We start from the raw sequence: 21,735 nt of genomic DNA, 5'->3' as shown, positions 1-21,735 counted from the left end.
ATTCTATTCGTGGGATTCTTGGTTCAACGATCCGACTTACGCATTCGACGCGGAAGCCAAATGCCCAGAGGCCAATATCTCCCCAAGTGTTCGCCCCCATTTCAGAGAGCCTGTTCCGGTCTGCCCGACCGTACAGTGGAGTTCAAAAATCCTGAATCTCCGTGCTTGACACTTAAAGCTTTTACCTACACGAGCTATTTTCCGTGTAGAACTGCCAAACTTTAGTTCTCAAGGTTCTCATCAGTTAGATGCCAGGTTTTTCATGAGGTTAACTACCTGTCCCTCAATGACATTGTAGCCTCGAAGCTAAAAAGCTTCAACGCGTTCGTCCCACGCTTAAAAGACGTGGGCTTTGCTCTCTCTTCTGTAAGTTTGCCAGCTCGATTGGCACGTTCAACTTTCGCAAGACAAACGCTGCGACCTCTTCGTGAGGCCCTATCGGTTCCAGATCGATCGGTTCCCCGTCAATTAATTCAAAACGAGTGTCGTCGCTGTATCGTTCGACGAACGCCTCGAAAGTGAGCGGTTGTAAAGATGCCCGAACCATTGCGGTATCCCTCGTCTCCGTGGCATATTCTTAGCGTACCAGTCCGGCAATTCCACGTGAGACACGGACGACGGCGAGAGCGCACTTTCCCAACAACATCTCACATCTCCCACAACGATAACTGACCCGGCGAAACGTTTCCCCGACGGTTGCGGTGAAACCAGAGATGACAGCTCGAACACAAAGCAACGAGGTTTTCCGGGCGGTTGTCTTCTGGCGTGTAGTTACAATGGTGAACGCAGAGGGTTAAACGACTGCGTTCGGAGTGCGATAAGTGTGCCCTTGGTGCGCCCGGTTCGAGGCACTGTCGCCCGCATCGCTGACATTTCCAGTTTGCTGATTCCTTAACCGCCAACGAGATCGCGCTCCAATTTGGAGGATATCGACTCACAAATCCAATACCTGTACGGCTTTCCGTTTCGTCTCCTCTCCCCGGCGATCGTACCGCGCCGTCGTCACCGGCGACGCATGACCCGCCAGCTTCTGCACCGTGACGAGATCGACCCCCGCCTCGAGGAGGTCGCTGCAAAACGTCCGTCTCAGGTCGTGAGGGCCGAACGATTCAACGCCAGCCATTCGTCCCCGCTTCTGCAAAATCCGCCACACCGCATCGGGGTGCAGGGGTCGTTCGAGTTGCAACCGTCCCCCCTTCCAGATGCGACACAACAGCGGCCCCGGTTCGTCCCCTCGCAACGCCAGCCACCGCTCCAAATACACTGTAGCCACTGCGTTCAAATACACCCTGCGAGTTTTCCCCCGCTTGCTCTGGCGCACCACCAACGCTCCCGTACTGGGAACAAAATCTCGCCGCTCCAACCGTACCACCTCTGCCCGCCGCAGACCCGTCCCTCTCAAAATCGCTATCAGTGCCCCATCTCGAAGGTCGATCGCACTCTCGGACTGGCAACTGTCCAACAGCGCCGCGATTTCTGCGCGACTCAGAGAGCGCCCCCGCTCTTGCGGTTCCCCTTCGATCGGGGGAAAATCGATGGCTTTGGTGTAATGTTCTGCCGTCATCAAATCCAGTCGGTACGCTTCCTTCAAGACTCTCCTCAAGGCCGAGAGCATCTTATTGGCCGTCACCGGCGCCAAGCGCTCCCTCAGCGCCACCCGCACCGCCGCCGTCTGGGGATAGCGCAGTCGAGACCAATCCAAGGTTAGCGCGTCGCATTCGCCCCCGGTCAGAATCGAGGCGATCGTATTGAGGGCATAGCGCATCGTGCGTACTGACCCGCGGCCGAGTCCGGCCAGATACACCGCCGCCGGGTGACGGGTCAAGGGAATCGGCTCGCTCAACTTGAGGGAGTGGGGAGCGCGGTGTTCGAGTCGGACCGACATTAGACGTTCAAGATTTTATTCTCACGTGTAATTCTGTCACGGTCGGGGGCGAGAATTCCCTCGCCGTTACGCTTCTTCACCTTGCCACCGCCTCCGCCGCCAGTCATACGGAATCCATGGCTTTGACCGGTTTCGTTATGAACTGTCCAAAGCTTAGCTCTTCTGCTGCTCTTTACTGGGATGCACCCTATCTTGTCCCTTTATTCACAAATTTATCGCACCACTTACTTTTAAGTAAACACTCTCAAGAAAGTAAGTTACTTTAAAGTGCAATCTTCACAAAATTGAATTAGGATGTTATTCCTAGAAAGGAAGATAGAGATGAGTTGAATTTCAATGAAGGCATACGTAATTGAAAAATTTGGCAATCCGAGTGTATTCACTCAAATGGAAATACCCGAACCAGATTTAACTTCAGGTCATGTTTTAATTAACGTTCTCGCAACTAGCGTAAATCCAGTCGATTACAAAATTCGTAAGGGTTTAATTCCAAGTATTGCTCCTAATTTCCCAGCGATATTACATGGAGACGTGGCAGGGACAGTTGAGGCAGTAGGTGAAGGTGTCGAACATTTAAAAATTGGTGATGAAGTTTATGCTTTCGCTGGTGGTATTAAAGGATGTAGTGGAGCGCTTGCCGAGTTAATGTTGGTCGATGCAAACTTGGTTTCTAAAAAGCCCCAATCTTTAACTATGCGAGAGGCAGCTGCGCTACCGCTAGTCACAATAACAGCCTGGGAAAGTCTTATCGATCGCGCGAAAATTCAAGCCGGACAAAATGTTTTAATCTACGGAGCAACAGGAGGTGTAGGCCATATCTCCGTTCAGTTAGCCAAGGAAGTAGGTACCCAAGTTTTTGCAACTGTTTCTACTCCTGAAAAGAGTAAAATCGCTTATCAGCTTGGCGCAGATTCTGTGATTAACTATCGCCAACAATCTGTAGATGAATATGTTGCAGAATTAACTGATGGCAAAGGCTTCGATGTTGTTTTCGATACTGTTGGTGACAATCATTTACAGGAATCTTTTAAGGCTACAGCTTTTAATGGCACTGTCGTTTCAATCTTGGCACTTTCTTGTCAAGATCTCAGTCCGATACATATTAAAGGACTAACATTTCATGTTGTTTACACGTTGATTCCGATGTTACATAATTTGAATCGAAAGTGCCATGGTGAAATTTTATCTAAAGCAGCTCAGTTGATTGATGAAGGGAAAATTCATCCTTTAATTGATTCTAGAATTTTTAACTTTAATGAGATTGCAGAAGCTCACGAATATGCTGAAAGTGGTCGAGCAGTTGGCAAAGTAGTTATCGAACGAAATGGTAGTCAATAGCAGAAAAATGTCTAATACAGCTATAGAGATCGTCCAAAAGTGGTATGCAACTCACGATCGAAGCCTTATAGATAGTGAGTGTGTATGGGAAATAGCTGAGGGATTTCCTAACGGAGGTAAATATATTACGGAGAAGGAAATTTTTGAAGATTTCTTTCCTGGGCTATTACAAAATTTTGAAGATTTTGTTGCGGAGGTAGATAGTATCTTTGATGCGATCGATATGATAGTAGCATTAGGCTACTATCGAGGACATACCAGGGCAAATCACTCTCGAATAAATTTGCCTTTTGTTCATCTTTGGAAAATTAAAAACAACAAGATTGTTTGGTTGAAAAATTTTACAGACACTCTTGTACTCTATCGAATTCTTCATGAAGAAGAGCAAATTAAAACGAGGTGAAGATGCTAAAGTTATTTTGAATCTTACTCAGCAAGAATCGAAAGATTCTTAAAATTTAAATAGACTCTTTGTAAGTGACGATTTCATTTTTATCGTTGCTCATCTAAGAGGAAGCTAAAAACAAGTATTTTGGAAGGAAGGAAGCTAATGGACTTAAATCTAGAAGGCAAACGGGCTCTGATTACTGGAAGTAGTCGAGGTATTGGTGAAGGAATTGCAAAAGCGCTCGCACGGGAGGGAGCAATTGTAGTTATTCACGGACGTAAAGAAGAAGATGCAAAAAGGGTAGCTAACGAGATAGTAGAGAGTGGCGGTCGAGCTTTTATTTCAGTCGGTGATTTGGGGAACGATGAAGGTGCTCAAAAGGTTACAAGTTCGGCATTAACTCTACTCGGAAGCATAGACATTTTAGTCAATAATGCTGGAACTTACGCACCACGTGGTTGGAACGATACTACATCTGATGACTGGTTAGAAATCTACAACATTAATGTCGTATCTGCTGTACGCATGATTCAAATGCTCGTACCTCAGATGAAAGATTCAGCTTGGGGTCGAGTAATTTTGGTAGGAAGTGCTTTTGGACAGTTTCCCGGGCAAGTTGTTGCTGATTATTCATCTACCAAAGGTGCGACTGTCACACTGGGAGTTAGTCTAGCGAAAGAACTTGCTGGTACTGGGATTACAGTCAATACCGTAAGTCCAGGGCCGATTGTCACAGAAAACTTCGATCGTCTCGTTCAGGGGTTATCTAAAATGATGGGCTGGGAAACAACAAATGTCAACGAAATTAAGCAGCGTTTACTGCAAGGTCCTATGCAAAATCCTTCAGGTCGCTTGGGTAAATTAGATGATGTTGCAGATCTGGTAACATTCATTGCCAGTCCTCGAGCGGGTTTTATTAATGGTTCAAATCTACGTGTTGATGGAGGTTATGTTCCTACCGTGAACTAGAAAGTATAAGCAACAAAGCTTGACAAAGTTGCACCCGCTACTATTGCTTAACAAAGTACTCGGCTTAAAGCTTGCTGAAATCTTCAAATTGTGTCACGTACGGTAAGGCTTTCAATTACAGTCACACCGTAGTACGCAAGACATAGCTAGATTATAGCCGAGGGCCGACAAACTCAACTCAGTAGAATGGCGTAAATTTCGCATGTTGTGTACATAGAGGAACTTTACCATGCAACAAAAGCAATTAACTAATTCTGATTCTTTAGTCTTTGCCATCCCAAATCGAAAAGATTGGGAACCTGGATTTCAGGCACTTTGTAAGCTTTTATCAACCAAGCTAAAGCGTTCCGTAAAGCTTACCGTTGCAGCTAATTTTGAAGAAGTCCAAAATTTAATCTGCAACCATCAAGCTGCTTTTGGTATCTTTACATCTACGATCTATGTAAAGACCAAAGAGGTATATCCTGAGCTACGTTATCTTGCAACAGGTCAAACCGTTGAAAATGGTCAAGCACGTTCTTTTTATCCTGGACTGTTCGTTACAAAGCGCGGATCTCAGTATCAATCTCTATCAGATTTAAAAGGCAAACCTTTTGCCTTTGTTAGCCAGTCTTCATCATCTGGTTATAAATATCCTGTTGCTTTTCTTCATTCTCATGCTGTAGATCCCAAGAAATATTTTGGCAACCTCATGTTTTTAGGAGATCATCCTTACGTCACTGACGCTATAGCTTCGGATATTGTTGCAGGTGGTGTGACGTGGGACGTGAGTTTGTCCAAGGCTGTTGAAAAACATGGTGATATTTTCCAAATCATTGGAAAATATGGCCCTATTGTAAATCATGCTTTGGCAGCAGGGAGCTGGGTAGAACCTTCTAATTGTGAAGCTGTATTAGAGGTGTTGACTAACCTGCCAGAACAAGTAACGGGTATTAAGGGTTTCCCATATTCTGGTTTTGAAGTGTTGTCCGACTCTGCTTACGACACAGCTCGCGAAGTTGAAAATGTCGATCGCTTGGCTGCTGGAGATCGGTTTATCCAAAGAAGTCTCTCCGTCGCAGAATTTCAGAGTGAGTCTCTGCAAGAAGTTCTTAATCTCTTTCAAAAAATTCGTCTTCGTGAGGAAAGCAAGCTAACTGATAAGTTTATTAAGCGCGAGCCAACTCCCCTTCTCACTCATCAAACCATTTCAGAGTTGGCAGAATCTGTACGCAAAAAACTGTTCTCCATGGTTGAGTCTTTTCCACGATTAGATAAGCTAGCAAATGATTTACGAGAGCCGCTCAATACTCTATACAGTCGTAAAAGTAAGAGTTCTGAGCTTCTTGAAGCATTTCAATCTATCTTGAAAATTGCCAATGAATGGCTTGGCATTTCCATTTTAGAGGAATCTGAGGAGTTTTTTGTTACTGCAGAACAAGATCGTATTGTTTATAAAGCAAAGCTAGCCTCGCTTTATAAACAGCCTAAGCTAGAAACGGCTCTTGAGGATAAAATTGAAGAGACGAAGTTCCTTGCAGCGGTTACATCTTTCAATGAAAGGCGACGAGAGGAAAAGAGGGCAAGTACTTATCAGGAGGAAACAAGTATTTGCAGTGCTTATAAGCTTTTGAAAAATGGAGCGACTATTCGGAGTCCCTACCAATCTCTTGGGGTTTCTGGATTTAGACCAATCCACACTTATTTGTTTAACACAAATCCCGGTGCGGGCCACATCGAAGTAACGTGCCAAAGCCTCGATCTGATGAACGGGGCAACCGTTCACATCGAGCACATCGATCGAGACAAAGAATTCGATAAGGAAAAAGTCGAGCCTTATCGTATGCCGGCTATTATTAATGCCGCTAAAGTTCGCCTTCATGTCGGATCTCATGCACCCTGTACTTGCTATATAGGTCGACCTGTTTTTGAAAGTGATGTTTTCTCGCTCGATCTTCTTAAGTCTACCCATAGGATCGCAAGTGCTTGCACTGCCATGTTTATGAATGGGATAGCCGATTGTAAGATCGGTATGGAGCGTATGACGACTACTGAAACAATTAAGTTTATGCGTTGTGTTGTAGGTAATGTCATTCGCGATCCTAAACACCAATATCTGGCAGCTGCTTTTAATATTAACACTCCTTTGATCGACGATCGCCCGGAAATCTTAGAAGAGTATGGAGCACCGATTTCTATTACTGACCCAATAGAAATTGCACGGATTGCCATAGAAATCACTGCACAAGGTCGATTCGAGCGTATTACTTGGGACGGTGCCTCAAATGAAGTTCCCAGTATTCCTATTATCGGTCAATTGTCTCACGAGCATCTAACGATGCTAGTCCACGAAGCTCATAAAAAAGGTCTGCAAACCTATATTTCTGCAGGTTTAGAGCCCAAGCACATGCGCGATGCAGTATTTACAGGAGTGGATGGAGTTGGCATGGGAACTAGCCTTCATTATATCGATCCTAACACCAAATTAATGGGTGCTTTAAAACTCGAATCAATTCGACAAGCACTTCAAATTCGTGATGAAGCAGAGGTATCTATTGCAGGAAAAGCAGCTATTTTGCTTTCAAGGCTAGATCGTTTGTATTTTGAAAATTTACTCCAAGAAGAAGACGAACCTCTTTGGTTAAAGCTTTACGAAGCAATTCTCGCACGTAATACCCATCAAACTGAAAAGTTGATGGATAAGTTCAACCACATTTTATCTCTTCCTTTTAGAACTGGACTTGCATAAGTACGGTAGATATAGGAAGCGCAACTGAGAGGATGTCTGAAAAGCAGTAAGTGCTACTCTTCACGTCTTGTTTCTCAATGACGGAATCCAAATTTGACCCTATTGAAGTGGCTCACTACTCGATTAAAGTAGTTGGTGGCACTTCTCAGACATCCTCTAAGCTGTAAAATTTGAAACCTAAACTGTTCGCACTATAGGTATTCTGCCGTGAAGTCTGCCTATCGCTCAAGTGAATTTTTTTACCATGCGATCTGGATTAAGATTTCTATCCACCCTGTATGTAGGACTTTGGTGTCTATCTAGTAGGAGGTAATTAGACCGAAATGAAACGCAAAAATAATTTCAACACTATTCAATTTAGGCCCTTTATAAAACCGATCGCTCTGAGCTTTCTGATGATATCAGAACTAACTAGGCCCGCTCGTGGAGTAGTTTTAAGTTGGACCAGTGCAACCTTCAGTCCAAAACCTACTAGAGATATAGTTCTCGATCCGCAGAAGTTCGATATCTTAAAGGATCCATCTATCCCCTCCGATCCAGATCCAGATATTACTAACACTGCTATCCTTCAGTCTTTTACGACAGAATTTGGGGTCGTAGATACTTTGGCTGGAGTATCATATGTGACCAATATCCTGACAGATAACACTGTAATTGGACCTGATGTTGAAGAACCTTTGTTTGATTCAATTAGAAATTATTGGGCTTTTGAAAGACAGGAAGTTAATGGAGGAGATAGTGTAACAGGGTTAGATATATCGGTAGGTCTTGATAACGTTATCACGCTGGATGCTTTTTTTGGAACTATACTGACAGAAGGAGTACCTGGCCCTGGAAACGATATTTTTCTAACAGAGTTGGTGGGTGACGATTCGATAAAAATTCTTCCCATTGATGTAAATGGAAACCCCATTGGGGATTTTAGTCTATCTATCAATTCCGGGCCGGCAACAAAACCCGTAACTCAGACTATTTTCGCTACTGAAGATACAGGAGATTGGGGAGATATGGGGACAGATGTTACTCCTTTCATTGATTTTATTTCAGGCAGCATATTAGATGATGTTAATCTTGTTGGTGTTGCCTTCGATTTAGAAGATTTTCAAGGAACTGGCAGACTGACAAATGTGGCAGGTTTGCGTATCAAAGGGACTCAAGTGAATACAGGAGAAGGTAGCATTGACGTTGGATTAATCGGCTACAATACAGCTAAGCTAGTTCCAGAGCCTAATACTGTTTTAGGAATTATGTTTGTTGGGTCTTATCTTTTCTGTGTAAAACGTAAGTTCAGGAAAGATAATAAGAGGGAATAAATTGTGAGTTTTCTGAATTACGAAGGTCTTCGGAGTTTGTGGTTAGAAATGTCTAAAATAATACAAAATATCGAGAATTCTAGAGCCAACACTTTTGAAATCTCGTGAAGTTAGTTTTTCTGTCACCCTAAACTCTGAAAAACCATATACGATGGTTATCTGTGTCCAGATAACGCGATTCTAAGAGGTTTGGCGATCGAATATTATTTTTTGTAGCTTAAGCTACGTTTTTTTATAAAGAACCTAAAAGATCCTAGATTGTTGGACTCTTCCGACCTTGGTATGTCGGATAAATTCCTGTCGCCTTTGTCTGCAAAAGGATTTCGCGATTTTTGACATGGCAACTGTCGATTAATTCAAACCCATTTAGTTTTCTGGTTCTTTGGTATTTTGATACTGATTTGCTATGCTATCGTAATTTTCGATTGCATCTTTTACTTGGTAGATATGTAAATAAGACCATTCACCTAATATTGCCAAAGGTGCAATGAGTGTTTCACCTAAAGGACTCAGAGAGTACTCTACTTTGGTTGGTATACAAGAATATATTTTACGTTTAACTAGTCCGCATCGTTCTAAGTTACGTAGAGTTTGAATTAGAACTTTGGGAGAGACACCACGAATTTGATTTTGAAGATCTCTGTAACGCTTAGTTCCTTGAGTAAGGGCATAAATAATTAGTAACGTCCATTTATTAGCGATATGTTCTAATGCTTGCTGTGCTTCACAACTACGATCGAATATTTCCATTTTAAGAATTCTGCTAATTGCATTTTGAGCTTGAATTTCCATGCTTTCAGAATTTTTTTTTGCTTCCGATCGATCGCTATTATGATTGTCATTAGATTCTTGAAATATAGGAACTTCTGCTTCACTCAAGTTGTGAAGATTGTCTAAAGAAAAATTACTTTTTTCTAACAAAATGAAAGCGATTGGATGATGATATTGAGTATTCATGATTACCCGTTAAGTCACTCTTTGCTAAATCTACAGAGTAAAACCTGTGCGATTCTTGAGGCATTATAATACAGATTTTAATTAAAATAAAAACAGTATATATTATCAAATTAGTCAAGTGCATTTTATACTAAATCAAACAAATTTAATTCTATTTTCTTATTTTTAAGATAAAGCACTAACACGCCGACCTAGCCGAAACCCGCCCCGCACGGATAAATTGAAGGGAACCGACGCCGATTTCGCCCGACGACGCCACCGATGCCAGAACCGCCCCAACACCAAAATTCCCCATCGCAACCGTCGAAACCTCAACCCTCGTCACCAGACACCCTAGAAACAGAGCGAAAGGTCGCCCGCCAGTTTCTAACGGGGACAGCTCAGACTTTGATTCAGTGGATGCCAATGGGGGGCAGCGGCTGGGCCTCGATCTCCTTTGCGCTGAATCAGGAGTGGTTCATGGTGTTGCTGATGTTCCCGGTCATGTGTGTCACCGTGGTCTGGGCAGCGTATACCCAAAGTGTTTTAGCGCGACTGCGGGAAATTTATCAGGAACGGGGACGGCAAGATGTCGATTCCTTCATGGCGTGGCAGAAGAAAATTGACGAAGCCATTCGCTGGCAATTTGCCGGGATAGAGGACAAATATGTGTGCTGCCAGGGAAACGCTTGCCGCGAATATCTGACCGAGGGCTATCGTCGCGGGTCGTTCGTTCCGCTGTTGTCTGAAGTGTTTGTTCCCCTGGAACTCAGCAGTGTTTTTGTTAAAGGCGATCGCGGGGAAGAACTGCCGCTACTCCCAGGTTTTCGCGAGGAAGATCTAGAACAGCTTCGCACAGCTAGACTTAACGAACTCAGCATTTGGGACTTATTGGCGAACGTCAAGCAATTTCCGGCTTACAGTCGTATGGTTGTCTTGGCGTGGGGAGGTTATGGGAAAACGACGCTACTGCGACACATCACGTACACCTATGCCAAGCACCGCCATCGCCGCTACAACGCTCCGAAGCTGTTGCCCGTTCTGTTGTACCTTCGCCACTGGCAGGAGAAGATCGCCACTGAGCCAAATCTAGATTTACCCGGTCTCATCGAGCAGCATCACCTTCCCAGTTTGCCGGAAGGGGAAAGTCTGACATTACCGCCGCAGTGGGTGAAAAAACAGCTCCGAGACGGAAAAATGTTGGTCATGTTCGATGGATTCGACGAGGTCAAACCAGAATGGCGCAAACCGGTCAGTCAATGGCTGGACAAGCAGATGCGAAGTTATCAACCATCGGTATTTATCCTCACCTCACGGCCGGGAGGTTACAAGGATTACGTCGCCGCCAATCCACCTCAGAGCAAGCTGTATGTCAAACCCTTCAATGCCGAGCAGCGAGAACGCTTTGTCCGGCAATGGTATCTGACGCAAGAACGCTATGCCAGAGCCGGGAGGAATACGCCAGAAGTCAAGCAGATCGCCAAGAACCACACCGTCGATCTCCTACAACAGCTTCAAGCGCGTCCCGAACTGGAAACCCTGGCTCGAAATCCTCTGTTACTGAACATCATTGCTAACTTGCATCGGAGTTACGGCGCTCAGCAATTACCGCAACGGCGCAGCGAACTGTATCAAGATATTTTGACGTTGCAACTCAAAGACCGACCCCGCGACAGAGGCATCGATATGTTGGTGCCTTTCCCAGAGAGCCAGCAGGTGTTGCAAAAAGTCGCCTTGACTTGGGTTCGTCAAAACCAAACATCCAGCTCGCGTCAGAACTTGGAAAACGAAATTTCACGCCACCTTCAGGGCTTGGATCGCGATCTGGTGGTCGATCGCTCTGCATTTTTGGACAAAATTGTGGAGGTTGGCGAATTGATTGTTAAGCGAGATGAAAATTTAGAATTCGCTCATTTAAGTTTTCAAGGCTATCTGGCTGCGGTTGAGGTGAAAGAACAAAAGCAAGAAAGTTTGTTGTTAGAAAACTGGCAAGCGTCTTGGTGGAAGGAGACGATTTTACTCTATTGCGCTCGAGTCAACCCGAGTCGTCTGGTTCGTCACTTGTTAGATAGTAGGAGTCAAGAAGCTGTCACTTTAGCCGACGAATGCCTCAACGAATCGCCGCGAAAAGTTCAATCCGAAATCTTAGAGGAGTTACAACAGCTTAAGTCTCAGGTTAGTAATTTACTCTATCAACAGTTAGAAACTTATCTCAAAAACGGGCAGTGGAAAGAAGCCGATCGAGAAACTTATCGCGTGATGATTCAAAAAGTCGGCAAGGAAGAAGGGCAATGGTTCGATCGGGAAGACATCGAAAACTTTCCTTGTGAAGACCTACGGACGATCGATCGACTCTGGCGACAGTACAGTAACGATCGATTCGGCTTCAGCGTCCAGAAGGAAATTTATAAAAGTCTCTCTAGTACTTTCGAGTATAATACGAGAGTCTGGATAGAGTTTTCCGAGGCTGTCGGCTGGAGAAAGGGAGAGAACTGGTTGGACTACGACTATCTAACTTTTAGTGTAGTGGATGCCCCGGTGGGACACCTCCCGCATGGGGGATTGGTTGAGAGGGATGTTTGGGTTGTCCTCTCTTCTCTCGCGCAGAGACTTGTAACCTGTAAGATATAGCGTTCTCAGGCTTTTGTCAAACTTATTTGATTTCGGGTTTTAAAGTTTTCTACGAAGTCATAAGCCAATTTTCAGTCACCAGTCACCAGTCACCAGTCGCCAGTTTTTTACAGTCACCAGTTCTTGATATCAGTTAACAGTTAAGGTGGAATGGGTAAAAATAGAATTGCTTATAAGAAGGCTTATCAATTTGCCATCCGAATAGTCAATGCTTATAAATACCTGGTCGATAAAAAAGAGAATTCGTTATCAGCAAACAATCGAGCATCAATCTATCTTATCTCCATTCTCTTTCCTAAGAAGATCTTCGATATTACAATTTAAAGCTCTACATAGTTTAATCGCCCAGTAAAAGCCCCACAAGCCATTTTTACCTCGTTCCCAAGATTGAACAGACGAAAGGGACACGCCTAATTTGTGTGCGAGCGATTCCTGTGTGTAACCTGCCTTTTCTCTCAACGCTTTGATGTTCGACTCACATCCCGGTGGTTGGCCTTTCCTCATTGCCATAATTGAAAATCCTTGAAGTCAATCATTTAAAACTTTATCATCTATTCTTGAGTTTTATTAGGTCGCTGGGTTCACAGTTCAAAGCGGCGCAAAGCTTGGCTATCCAGAGCATCCATTGCAGTCCCGTTCGCCCTTTCTCCCAATTCCGAATTGTCGAAGTCGCAACATCAACTTCGTCAGCTAGATCTTCTTGCGTGTATCCAGACTTCTTTCTCAGTTCGACAATATTGCTCTCGATATCGTCAATTTCGAGTTCTTCTAGATTGTATTTATCCATAGAAAATTAGATTTTATTGTTCCTCACACTGTTAACTACCTTCAGAGTTTTTCTATAGCTTAACAATAATCGAGCATCAATCTATCTTATCTCCGTTTTCTTTTCTAAGAATATCTTCGACATCACAATTTAACGCTCTACATAATTTGATAGCCCAATAGAACCCCCATAAGCCAACATTAGCTCGCTCCCAGTTCCGAACAGTCGATAGAGATGTACCGAGAGCCTGGGCTAAGGATTCTTGCGTGTATCCGGCCGCTTCGCGCAACGCTTTGATGTTCGGCATGCAGTCAGGTGGTTGTCCTTGCTTGGGAGCTTTTTTCTTTTTCTCCATCTTCAAACCCTTACGGAGTAGGCATTCTGTCCATCGTATCAAAAACTTAACCTTAAAAGCTTGACATCTAAAATACTTTATGGTTAGTCTCTAATGGTAAATATTTGAGGGTTAGTATTTAACTCCAAACGGTTAATCTTAACCGCCAATTGACCCATCATTCACCACCCCGACAGCAACCGACTTTGTAAAAAATCCAGCACTCAGAGGACGAGTCAAATGGCTAAACTCGACGACACACAAGGATTCGAGCCGAGCGCCCCTATCGAGGCTTCCCCCGACTTTCACCGAGAAATCGCCCGTTCCGACGGCGAAACTTCACCCCCCGATTCACCCAAAATTCACTTCGAACCCTTCGATCGCCCCTGTACGCGCAAAGAATTCGATTATGTCTCTTTAGCTTCCCCTTCCTCGATCTCTTTACGTCGCTGCTCGATTAGCGTCAAACAAAAGTTAGCCACGGAACGATTTTCGAGTTCCGCTCTACGAGCAATCCACTCATATAGCTCCTCTGGGACGGACATTTGAACTCGTCGGGAAGGCATTCATCAAACTCTGAACTCCTTACACAGCTTACATCGGAGTGACCCTAGATCGATCGCACACTCTCGATTTGACACAATCTGTTTTAATTTGTGTTGACTTGTGTTAACTTCAGACTATGGTGAAACATTCATCGATCGAGCGGTGAATTTAAAACGCAACTTCACCCCGACTTTCACACCTACACAGCAACGACTTTGTAAAAAAATCCAGCACTCAGAGGACGAGTCAAATGGCTAAACTCGACGACACGCAAGGATTCGAGCCGAACGCCCCTATCGAGGCGTCACCCGAAATTCACTCCCCCATCTCCGATTCCGACGGCGAAACTTCACCGCCCGATTCACCCGAAATTCACCTCGAACCCTTCGATCGCCCCTGTACGCGCAAAGAATTCGCCGATCGCATCGGCAAATCCAACCCGTACATCACCAAAATCATGAAAGTCGTCGCCGACTACTACGACGACGACGAACTCAGCCAAGGCAACAAACTCTCCACCTTCGCCCAAGAAGAAATCCTCGCCTACATCGACCTCGGCGCAGCCGACTACCGGTACACCCGCGACAAAGCCGCCAAAGACATCGCCCGAGCCGAAAAAGAAGCGCAGCAGTCCGTACTCGCCCAACCCGTCGAAGTCGCCAGCGACAGCTACGACGGTTCCAACTACCGCTCCCAAGCCCTCGCCATTCGCGATCGCATCGCCCAATCCCCCGAAACCGCCCTCGCCCAACTGCTCGAATTTCGCAACTTCCGCGAAAACGTCGCCCTCTCCCGCAACAACATCGACAGCTTCCAAGACTTCGCCACCAACGCCACCGAAGCCCTGCACCGCCGACGGTTAGAACGGGGCTTCGAGGAAGGACAACAACGAGAATTCGAGGTCATCGAAGCCGAAATGGCCGGAGCTGCCGCCGCCCGTCGCGACTTCGCCGACTTCATGACAAAAAAGTTAGCTGGCTCCTCCGAGGCGGAGGACGGATAGCCGTGGACTCCCAAGCCGTGGCGAACCTAGCCATTGCCAGCTTACTCCTCATCGCCCTAGCCGCCGGAAAAGGCGAAATCCAATCGCAACTGCACGACTTCAACCAACAGCAAGCCATTGAAACCGCTCACCAAACCGCCCAGCGACGCTATACCGACGGCTGCATCGTCGTCAAAAGCTTCGCCACCGGAAAACACGCCACCCTGCTCGAGGGGCAACCCGTCTACGACCCTTCCAACGCCTCCGTCTTTCCCGCTGGCGTCCTCGTCTGCGACGTATTCGGCAACACCGCCATCCTCCAGAACCGCCCCATCCGCTTCGACTGGCAGTCTCCAGCCGGATTTCAGTACCACCGGGGCGACGTTCTCCCCCTCGTCTCCGACATCGCCTACACCGGTTCTCCCCCGTCTCCCATCGACGAAGACCGGTACGGCTACCTGGGACGCACCTCGTCCGTCGGAGGCAACCCGCCATGACCCCCGCCTCCCCAAACACCCAAAGCGGCAACGGCGTGCGGGGGCTGCTCAAATCCCTCCTCTGGCTGCTCACCGGACTCGTCAGCGCGTTGAATACCCTGCCCTACCAACGCGCCACCCTGATTTTCGGCAACGCCGCCCTCGACGGTCAAACCGGCCTGCTCGCCGCGTTTTTCCGCTCCCCCTGGGGCGAACTGCTCTTAGCCGTTCTAGGGCTGACCCTCTGGGCGGCTCTGCAACTGGCAGAAATGCTCCCGATCCTGACCACCTCCGGCTCTCGCCGGTTTTCCCGTCAAGTCTCGTTCGTCGCGTATGGGGTCGATGTGGCGATTTTATCTGCGGTCTACCGCATCTTTGACTTTCCCCCCAACTGGCTCGACGTCACCCTATTCGTCGTCGCACTGTTCGCTGTCGAGGCCGTCGTCTATGTCGCGCAGAAAGTTTGAAGCCAAAACCGAACGCTTTACCAACTCCGAAGTCCCAAAGCTGCTCTTTGGCGGCGCCATCTTAGGCGGCGTCGCGGTCAGTTCCGTGGCGTCTCCCCTCGTCGGGATTCCCTTGGGGCTGCTGATGGCGTATCGGGGCTTTACCGCCGACTGCAAGCTCGCCGAATGCGAAGAGGCCGTGCTGGAAAAGGGCTTGGTCGCACCTTTTTTAACCAGCCGTACCGACCTGTTCGACTATGCTGCCGAAGTCGGCGAGGAGCAAGCGTTACGGGAAATTCAAACGGCGTGCGATCGCAATTTGCCGATTTCCGCCGTCGCCTTCAACTTCCACCGCGTCAAAACCAACCGACCGCACCCGACCGACCGAACTTCTGAGATTGCCACTAACACCGACGGTACCCACCCCTGGGACGATGCCGAGATGTTAGCTCAGCAGTTAGTCGTGTTCGCGGGAGGCATGGGAAGCGGCAAGTCTACCCGCCTGGGCGGATACGTCGAGCGACGGCTGAAACAAGGGGGGATGGTATTGCTGCTCAATCCCTTCTCCAGCGCCCGAGAATGGCGCAGTTTGCCCGTTGCGGGGCGAACGATGGGTCTAGACCCGTTCGAGGACGTAGAGAACGCTTTACTGTGGTTTTCTCGTCTCATCGACGCTCGGGCGAAACTGCTCCGCGAAGATGCGACGTTCGATCCTCTCCAACACCCGCACGTTTGTCTGGCGTGCGAGGAGATGACGAACTGGGGGAGTCGCATCGATGCCGAGTTGCTGCGGGGGTTCTGGGAACGCAGCCTCCAGACGCTGCGCCAACTGAACGCGAGCGTGGTTATTGCCACCCACGCCACGACCTTAGACGGCTTGGGCGGCAAAAAAGCTGCCGGTGGTTATGCCGACGCCATCAAACGGCAAGCTTGCATCTTCAAGTTGCACAGCCGCACCAATCCCGACCAGTCGCCGGGTCAGTCTCCCAAAATCCCCGCCGAGACCTGCGAGTTCAAACCCGCCAACGAGGAGAAGTATCGGTCGATTCCCGTTGACATGAGTTTTGCGGCGAGTCGGGGCAACGGCGATTTCAGCCACCTGACGGGGTATCCGCCCGATATAAGCTGGCTGGACGCTGTCGGGATTCCCAAGCAAGCGTGAATCAATTCTCAAAAAAGAGAACAAATGACCCCGAATGACTCCACCGACGCGACGCGCTCTCAGTGCTGCGTCTGGCGTTGGAACCGAACGCTGTATATCGCACCGCCTCTGGCGTTGCTGCATCCCGCGCGGCGTCCCTCCCTGCGCCGGTGGGAAGACGCGATCGAGACTTCGCAAGCTGAAATCGCCGCCTTCGCTCGCGCGATCGGATGCCACCGAGTCCTGTGGAGCGTTGCGCGATCGCCTCGCGATTCCCCAGAATTCGTTTGGCGAATTATTAATAGCTCGTCAGACCCAGAAATTCGTCGGAAGTCCTGTTAACGGTGTTTCTAGCAAGTTTTCAGAGTGACACCACAAAAAATACTTAGTAAAGTACTAAGTATTTTTATGGAATTTACTATAGTAACTCCTATAGTAAGTTTGACACTTTTCTTAACAGTTCAAATTGCTAGGCCGCTTTCCTCTCGGTCGTTTCGATCTAAAATCACAAAAATTAGCGATCGTACGTTCCTTCATGCTAAGATCCGCTCGTGAATTCCAAACGACGAATATCAGTTCATGAAAAGTTTTAACGTTCCGGTTGGGTTGGAGTTGAAAGACTCCCCCACATTTTAGTAAAAGCAGAAAACCCCCGTAGCTTTAACTACGAGGATCTTCCACTTTTACTTTTTTCTGTAAAGCCATCAGATTAGCGGCGAGTCGGCAAACTTTCGCTAATCGATGGGTCGCTCGGGGGGACATCACACTCCAAATGGAAATTAGACGATTTCCAAAAACGACGCGCTAACGCCACGAAGTTGGAGTTTTGGTGTTGCCCCGCTCTAACGCGATGAATTAAGCCTCAGTCTCGATCCAGCAACGAACAAAGCTTCAGTCTTAATCCAACAATGAGCTATACCAAACAACTTACCACAAATTGCCAGTCTAGTCCCACCCCCGATCGGTGTGTCTCACCCCACACAAGCACCACGGAGGAGGAAACACAGCGATTTACGACCCCTTCCCAAAAATCTTTCCAAACACAGCCGGAACACCCCCCAAGTTCGGAGTCCACCCAAAATCGAGGAGAAAACCGTACGAACCGCCCCCCTTGGATCGACACCGCCCACTGGCGAGAACTCACTGAGGGAAGCGCCATCGATCCGGCGATCGCGCGGTCGAACTGGCGTAGCGTCGGCGGCAGTAAGGCATGGGAACTCGTTATGGCTGCCACCGCCACCCAACCCGGTGGGAAGCACCGCCGAAACGACGGACGCCTTAGAGATTGGATTCTTAAAAAATACGCCCACCTCGACGATGGCGGTTTGTGGTGCAACGGACTCGATCCCCTCGACGACTGGCAACCGATGGAATGGGGACAACTCAAACCCCGATCGCCGCGACAGTCGCTCGATAACGGCAAAGTCAAAAACATCAAATACGAAACGCTACTCGCCACAGAAACACGCCTGTTTTGCTTGCGAGTTCCGTTGCATATCTGGTATCTCGTAGCGCAACGGAACGGCGTCGAAATGCCCACCGGTATCACCGTCACGCCAGACGGAGAGGCGATCGGTTTCTGGAAGTGGGTCGTAGAGAACCCGGAAATCTCGATCGTCGTCACCGAGGGCGCGAAAAAAGCCGGGGCGCTACTCTCGAAAGGATTGGCCGCGATCGCGCTCCCCGGCGTCTGGAACGGACAAGTCAAATCCAAAGACTTACTCGAACGACGGAAACTCAAAGCCGACTTGCAACCGTTCGCCGTACCCGGACGACGCATCGAGTTCGCGTTCGACTCGGACGCCAAAAACTCCACTCGGAAGAACGTCGCCAAAGCCGTGCTGGCCACTGGGCGCATCTTCAAAATGGAAGGTTGCACCGTCGCCATCTGGCAGTGGGCTTCCGAAAAAGGCAAAGGAATCGACGACTTTATCGCCAACGGCGGAAACGTTGATGAGGTGGCCGATCGGGCCGTCGAACTCGATCGATTTGGCGCGATCGACTTGTTCCGTCTGACTTACCCGGCGTCGATCGTCGTCGATCCGAACCAAAAATACATTGGCGATCTCGAAATCCCCGACAATGCCAAGCTCGTCGGTATCAAAGCCCCCAAAGGAAGCGGCAAAACAGAATCTCTGTCGAGAGTCGTTTACGAAGCTCAACAGCGGGGTATTCCCTGTTTGGTGATTACTCACCGAATTCAATTAGCCAAAGTCCTGGCCCGACGGTTTGGGATTCCTTACGTCTCCGAAGTGAAAGATTCCCCAGAAGGCAAAGCGTTGGGCTACGCACTCTGTTTCGATTCGCTGCACGCAGACGGTGCGGCGGCGTTCGATCCGGCCGGCTGGCATGATGCTTACGTGGCGATCGACGAAGCCGAACAAGCCCTGTGGCACTTACTCGAAGCCAACACCGACATCGACAAACGACGAACGCGAGTTCTCGACAACCTGCGAGAACTCCTCTACAACGTCCTCACCAGCGACGAGGGCAAAGTGTTCTTGGCCGACGCCGATCTCTCCGATCGCGCGATCGATTTCGTCCTCAAGTCCACCGGGCTGTATCGGGAAATCCGCCCGTTTATCGTCCGTCACGATCGCCCCGGCAGCTCCTATCACGTCACCGTTTACGAAGACGGCGATCCGGCCGGCTGGTGGGGAGCCTGTATCAACGCGATCGCACGCGGCCAACGAGTTCTCGTTCATCTCACCGGGCAAAAGCCAAAATCCCGATGGAGTGCGACGAACCTCGAACGGCTCGTTCGTAAAGCATTTCCCGAATTGCGAGTGTTGCGGGTAGATTCTCACACCGTCGCCGATCCGTCTCACCCGGCGTTTAACTGCGTCGCCAACGTTAACGGCACGTTCGCTCGATACGACGTGGTAATTGCTACACCGACGATCGAGACGGGCGTGAGTATCGACTTAGAAGGACATTTTCAATCCGTTTGGGTTGCGGCCAGCGGCATCACTACCGCCGACGCCGTTCGCCAAACCATGATGCGGTTGCGCGAACCCGTACCCCGCCATCTCTGGTGTCCCACGTACGCGGCCACCGGGAAAATCGGCAACGGTTCGATGTCTCCCTATCACGTCCTCAAGCATGAAAAGGGACGGGTACGAATCACGCTGCAATCTCTCAAAGACGCCGATCTGAACGCCGCGATCGAACAGGACATCGAATGCGAAACCCTATCCGCCGCACAGTGGACGTGGGCGGAAATGGCCGCTAGGGCAAACGTCGGGTTCGTCCACTATCGCGACTCCATCGTTGACGGACTGCGCGAAGAGGGCTGCACCGCCAAGTTCGTCGAGAGCGATCGCGACGACGCCGGCGATATCCGCGACGAAGTCAAACAGGGAAGCGAGGAAACCTGGGGAGAACACCGCGAGGGCGTTGCCAGCGCACCCAAGCTTGACGATACCCAATACCAGAAAATCTCAGAAAAACAGGACAAGACCGAAGACGAACACCGACAATGCGAACGGTACGACATCTCGCAACGGTATGGCATCGACGATGTAACCCCCGAACTGGTGAAAGCCCACGAAGACGGGACAGGGGCGAAATGGCGGAATCATTACTACCTATTCCGAGGGCGTCGCTACCTGAAACACCGCGATTCTCGGAAACTCCGATCGCTCAGAGAACGCGGCGCGGTGTTCGTGCGAGACGCCTCGAAGCGGGTGAAATCCCCTCATATCGAGGCGCTGGATAGGGTCGGTATTACCCAGCTTCTCCAGTACGCGATCGACAACCCCGACGAGGTTTGGCACAACTCGCACTCGATGCTCGTCAAGTTGCGCCAGCGCTGCGAACGGACGAAAAACCTCGAAATCGCGATCTCACCGCCTCGACAGAAAGAAACGAACATCCTGTTCTTCAAGCGCATCTGCGAACGGTTCGCCTTCAATCTCGCTCGAACTGGACGTCAGGGTGGGGGCGATCGGGAATGGCTTTACCGATTCTCAATTCCCGATGACGGACGAGAGGCTATATTCGATTTTTGGCTCGAACGAGACGAAGAATCCCTGCGAAAAGAACCCGAGTTGTCAGTACAAAATCATACAAGCGACGCCGAAACGTCCACGCACGTTCGCCAAGCCACTCCAACGTCTAAAACCCTTACAGCAAATGGTTTAAACAGTTATCAGAAGGCGTCCACGCACGGTTATATAAATAAAGGTTCCACCTGTGGACGATCGAATTTACAGTCCCCAACATCTCAGACAACTCCCCAGGAGCCATCACAATCCCCACCCTCTTGGACGGAAACCATAGGGCAGATTGGTGAAGTCCCCAATGCTGGTGCTTCGCATACAACACGGGCTTCTGGTTTCACAGGCCAGCACCGCCACCAAGCGAACTGGGTTTTAGTCTTACCTCGCCTCTGGAAGTCTGGTTTGCCGCAAGCAATCGCCCTGACTCCCGTAACGCATCGCGTTACCCCGGCAGCAACCCGTCTTCTACAGGTCGATCTTTGTCGCTTGTCTCCTTTTGGACTTATGGATACCGTGAACGCTGAAGGAAACAGCTTCCCCGATCTGCCGATCTATCTGCGGCAAGAGTCCAAGCTCTACTTTGAAGTTAGCCTGTCTGTTCGATACGGTCGGGCGCGTCCTACGGAATCCTGTTGTGAAAACCTTGTTTTGCGGGCATCGTCGTCAAGTCCATGTACGCAAAGACTTGAATCGATTTTGGGCGATCGCTTTAAAAGGGGGTATGGGGTGCAGATTCCGTAGGACATCCTCACCACCCTGGAAGGACGGTGAGGATTTCAAGGATACTTGTTTGTTCGGTAGTTGCGCCGGCGCAACTGTCATTTTTCGCCAATTTGGAATATTCGATCGACCGTC

The 21,735-nt window shown here is 48.6% G+C and carries 19 protein-coding genes; 12 read left to right on the top strand and 7 right to left on the bottom strand.

The features are described from left to right. Positions 1-647 precede the first annotated feature (647 nt). A complete protein-coding gene (locus GEI7105_RS34140; RefSeq protein WP_071591926.1) occupies positions 648-938 on the bottom strand; it encodes an HNH endonuclease in 291 nt (96 codons plus the stop codon). Further along, a complete protein-coding gene (locus GEI7105_RS0100100) occupies positions 935-1,885 on the bottom strand; it encodes a tyrosine-type recombinase/integrase (RefSeq protein ID WP_017658448.1) in 951 nt (316 codons plus the stop codon). Before GEI7105_RS0100100 ends, GEI7105_RS34140 begins: the two co-directional genes overlap by 4 nt. A gap of 336 nt (positions 1,886-2,221) precedes the next feature. Between GEI7105_RS0100100 and GEI7105_RS0100090 the strand changes: the two genes are divergently transcribed. The 5 genes from GEI7105_RS0100090 to GEI7105_RS0100070 all read left to right on the top strand — a co-directional run bounded on the left by GEI7105_RS0100090 (position 2,222) and on the right by GEI7105_RS0100070 (position 8,621). Further along, positions 2,222-3,223, top strand: a complete 1,002-nt coding sequence (locus GEI7105_RS0100090) for a zinc-dependent alcohol dehydrogenase family protein (protein WP_017658446.1) — start codon at positions 2,222-2,224, stop codon at positions 3,221-3,223. Positions 3,224-3,230: 7 nt separating this feature from the next. Further along, the gene (locus GEI7105_RS0100085; RefSeq protein ID WP_218959050.1) at positions 3,231-3,626 is read left to right on the top strand and encodes a nuclear transport factor 2 family protein; all 396 of its coding nucleotides are present in this window, start codon (positions 3,231-3,233) and stop codon (positions 3,624-3,626) included. A 147-nt stretch (positions 3,627-3,773) separates the two neighbouring features. After that, on the top strand, positions 3,774-4,580 hold the full coding sequence (locus GEI7105_RS0100080) for an SDR family NAD(P)-dependent oxidoreductase (RefSeq protein WP_017658444.1): 807 nt from the start codon (positions 3,774-3,776) through the stop codon (positions 4,578-4,580). 229 nt (positions 4,581-4,809) lie between these two features. Next, positions 4,810-7,308 carry a phosphate/phosphite/phosphonate ABC transporter substrate-binding protein gene (locus GEI7105_RS0100075; RefSeq protein WP_017658443.1) on the top strand — a complete coding sequence of 833 codons (2,499 nt, stop codon included), beginning with the start codon at positions 4,810-4,812 and terminating at the stop codon, positions 7,306-7,308. A 323-nt stretch (positions 7,309-7,631) separates the two neighbouring features. Further along, a complete protein-coding gene (locus tag GEI7105_RS0100070; protein ID WP_017658442.1) occupies positions 7,632-8,621 on the top strand; it encodes a PEP-CTERM sorting domain-containing protein in 990 nt (329 codons plus the stop codon). A 366-nt stretch (positions 8,622-8,987) separates the two neighbouring features. On the opposite strand, the gene GEI7105_RS34135 is transcribed toward GEI7105_RS0100070, so the two are convergent. Then, on the bottom strand, positions 8,988-9,578 hold the full coding sequence (locus tag GEI7105_RS34135; protein WP_245555343.1) for a winged helix-turn-helix transcriptional regulator: 591 nt from the start codon (positions 9,576-9,578) through the stop codon (positions 8,988-8,990). Positions 9,579-9,839: 261 nt separating this feature from the next. Between GEI7105_RS34135 and GEI7105_RS28320 the strand changes: the two genes are divergently transcribed. After that, the gene (locus GEI7105_RS28320) at positions 9,840-12,188 is read left to right on the top strand and encodes a GUN4 domain-containing protein (protein WP_083862248.1); all 2,349 of its coding nucleotides are present in this window, start codon (positions 9,840-9,842) and stop codon (positions 12,186-12,188) included. Positions 12,189-12,455: 267 nt separating this feature from the next. Here GEI7105_RS28320 and GEI7105_RS34130 read toward each other — a convergent pair whose 3' ends face one another. The 4 genes from GEI7105_RS34130 to GEI7105_RS40855 all read right to left on the bottom strand — a co-directional run bounded on the left by GEI7105_RS34130 (position 12,456) and on the right by GEI7105_RS40855 (position 13,833). Continuing rightward, positions 12,456-12,692 carry a helix-turn-helix transcriptional regulator gene (locus tag GEI7105_RS34130; protein ID WP_245555345.1) on the bottom strand — a complete coding sequence of 79 codons (237 nt, stop codon included), beginning with the start codon at positions 12,690-12,692 and terminating at the stop codon, positions 12,456-12,458. 43 nt (positions 12,693-12,735) lie between these two features. Then, positions 12,736-12,975 (bottom strand): helix-turn-helix transcriptional regulator, encoded by a 240-nt coding sequence (locus tag GEI7105_RS0100050; protein WP_017658439.1) that lies wholly within the window; start codon positions 12,973-12,975, stop codon positions 12,736-12,738. A 76-nt stretch (positions 12,976-13,051) separates the two neighbouring features. After that, positions 13,052-13,261 (bottom strand): helix-turn-helix transcriptional regulator, encoded by a 210-nt coding sequence (locus tag GEI7105_RS28315; protein ID WP_245555344.1) that lies wholly within the window; start codon positions 13,259-13,261, stop codon positions 13,052-13,054. 434 nt (positions 13,262-13,695) lie between these two features. After that, on the bottom strand, positions 13,696-13,833 hold the full coding sequence (locus tag GEI7105_RS40855; protein WP_158413134.1) for a hypothetical protein: 138 nt from the start codon (positions 13,831-13,833) through the stop codon (positions 13,696-13,698). Between the two features lie 251 nt (positions 13,834-14,084). Between GEI7105_RS40855 and GEI7105_RS0100035 the strand changes: the two genes are divergently transcribed. The 6 genes from GEI7105_RS0100035 (at position 14,085) to GEI7105_RS0100010 (ending at position 21,621) form a co-directional block, all read left to right on the top strand. Continuing rightward, the gene (locus GEI7105_RS0100035) at positions 14,085-14,837 is read left to right on the top strand and encodes a hypothetical protein (protein WP_017658436.1); all 753 of its coding nucleotides are present in this window, start codon (positions 14,085-14,087) and stop codon (positions 14,835-14,837) included. A gap of 2 nt (positions 14,838-14,839) precedes the next feature. After that, positions 14,840-15,313 carry a hypothetical protein gene (locus GEI7105_RS0100030; RefSeq protein WP_017658435.1) on the top strand — a complete coding sequence of 158 codons (474 nt, stop codon included), beginning with the start codon at positions 14,840-14,842 and terminating at the stop codon, positions 15,311-15,313. Continuing rightward, positions 15,310-15,759 carry a hypothetical protein gene (locus GEI7105_RS0100025; RefSeq protein WP_017658434.1) on the top strand — a complete coding sequence of 150 codons (450 nt, stop codon included), beginning with the start codon at positions 15,310-15,312 and terminating at the stop codon, positions 15,757-15,759. Before GEI7105_RS0100030 ends, GEI7105_RS0100025 begins: the two co-directional genes overlap by 4 nt. Beyond that, positions 15,740-16,900, top strand: coding sequence for a hypothetical protein (locus GEI7105_RS0100020; protein WP_017658433.1), 1,161 nt, complete (start codon positions 15,740-15,742; stop codon positions 16,898-16,900). Before GEI7105_RS0100025 ends, GEI7105_RS0100020 begins: the two co-directional genes overlap by 20 nt. Positions 16,901-16,924: 24 nt before the next feature. Further along, positions 16,925-17,221, top strand: a complete 297-nt coding sequence (locus tag GEI7105_RS0100015; RefSeq protein ID WP_017658432.1) for a hypothetical protein — start codon at positions 16,925-16,927, stop codon at positions 17,219-17,221. 566 nt (positions 17,222-17,787) lie between these two features. Continuing rightward, on the top strand, positions 17,788-21,621 hold the full coding sequence (locus GEI7105_RS0100010) for a plasmid replication protein, CyRepA1 family (RefSeq protein WP_017658431.1): 3,834 nt from the start codon (positions 17,788-17,790) through the stop codon (positions 21,619-21,621). Positions 21,622-21,735 lie beyond the last annotated feature (114 nt).

It is taken from the genome of Baaleninema simplex PCC 7105 (genome assembly GCF_000332355.1).
Taxonomy (GTDB): Bacteria; Cyanobacteriota; Cyanobacteriia; order Cyanobacteriales; family Geitlerinemataceae; genus Baaleninema; species Baaleninema simplex.
The sequence above is the reverse complement of the archived record's forward strand: the minus strand, read 5'-3'. Positions and strand labels throughout refer to the sequence as shown.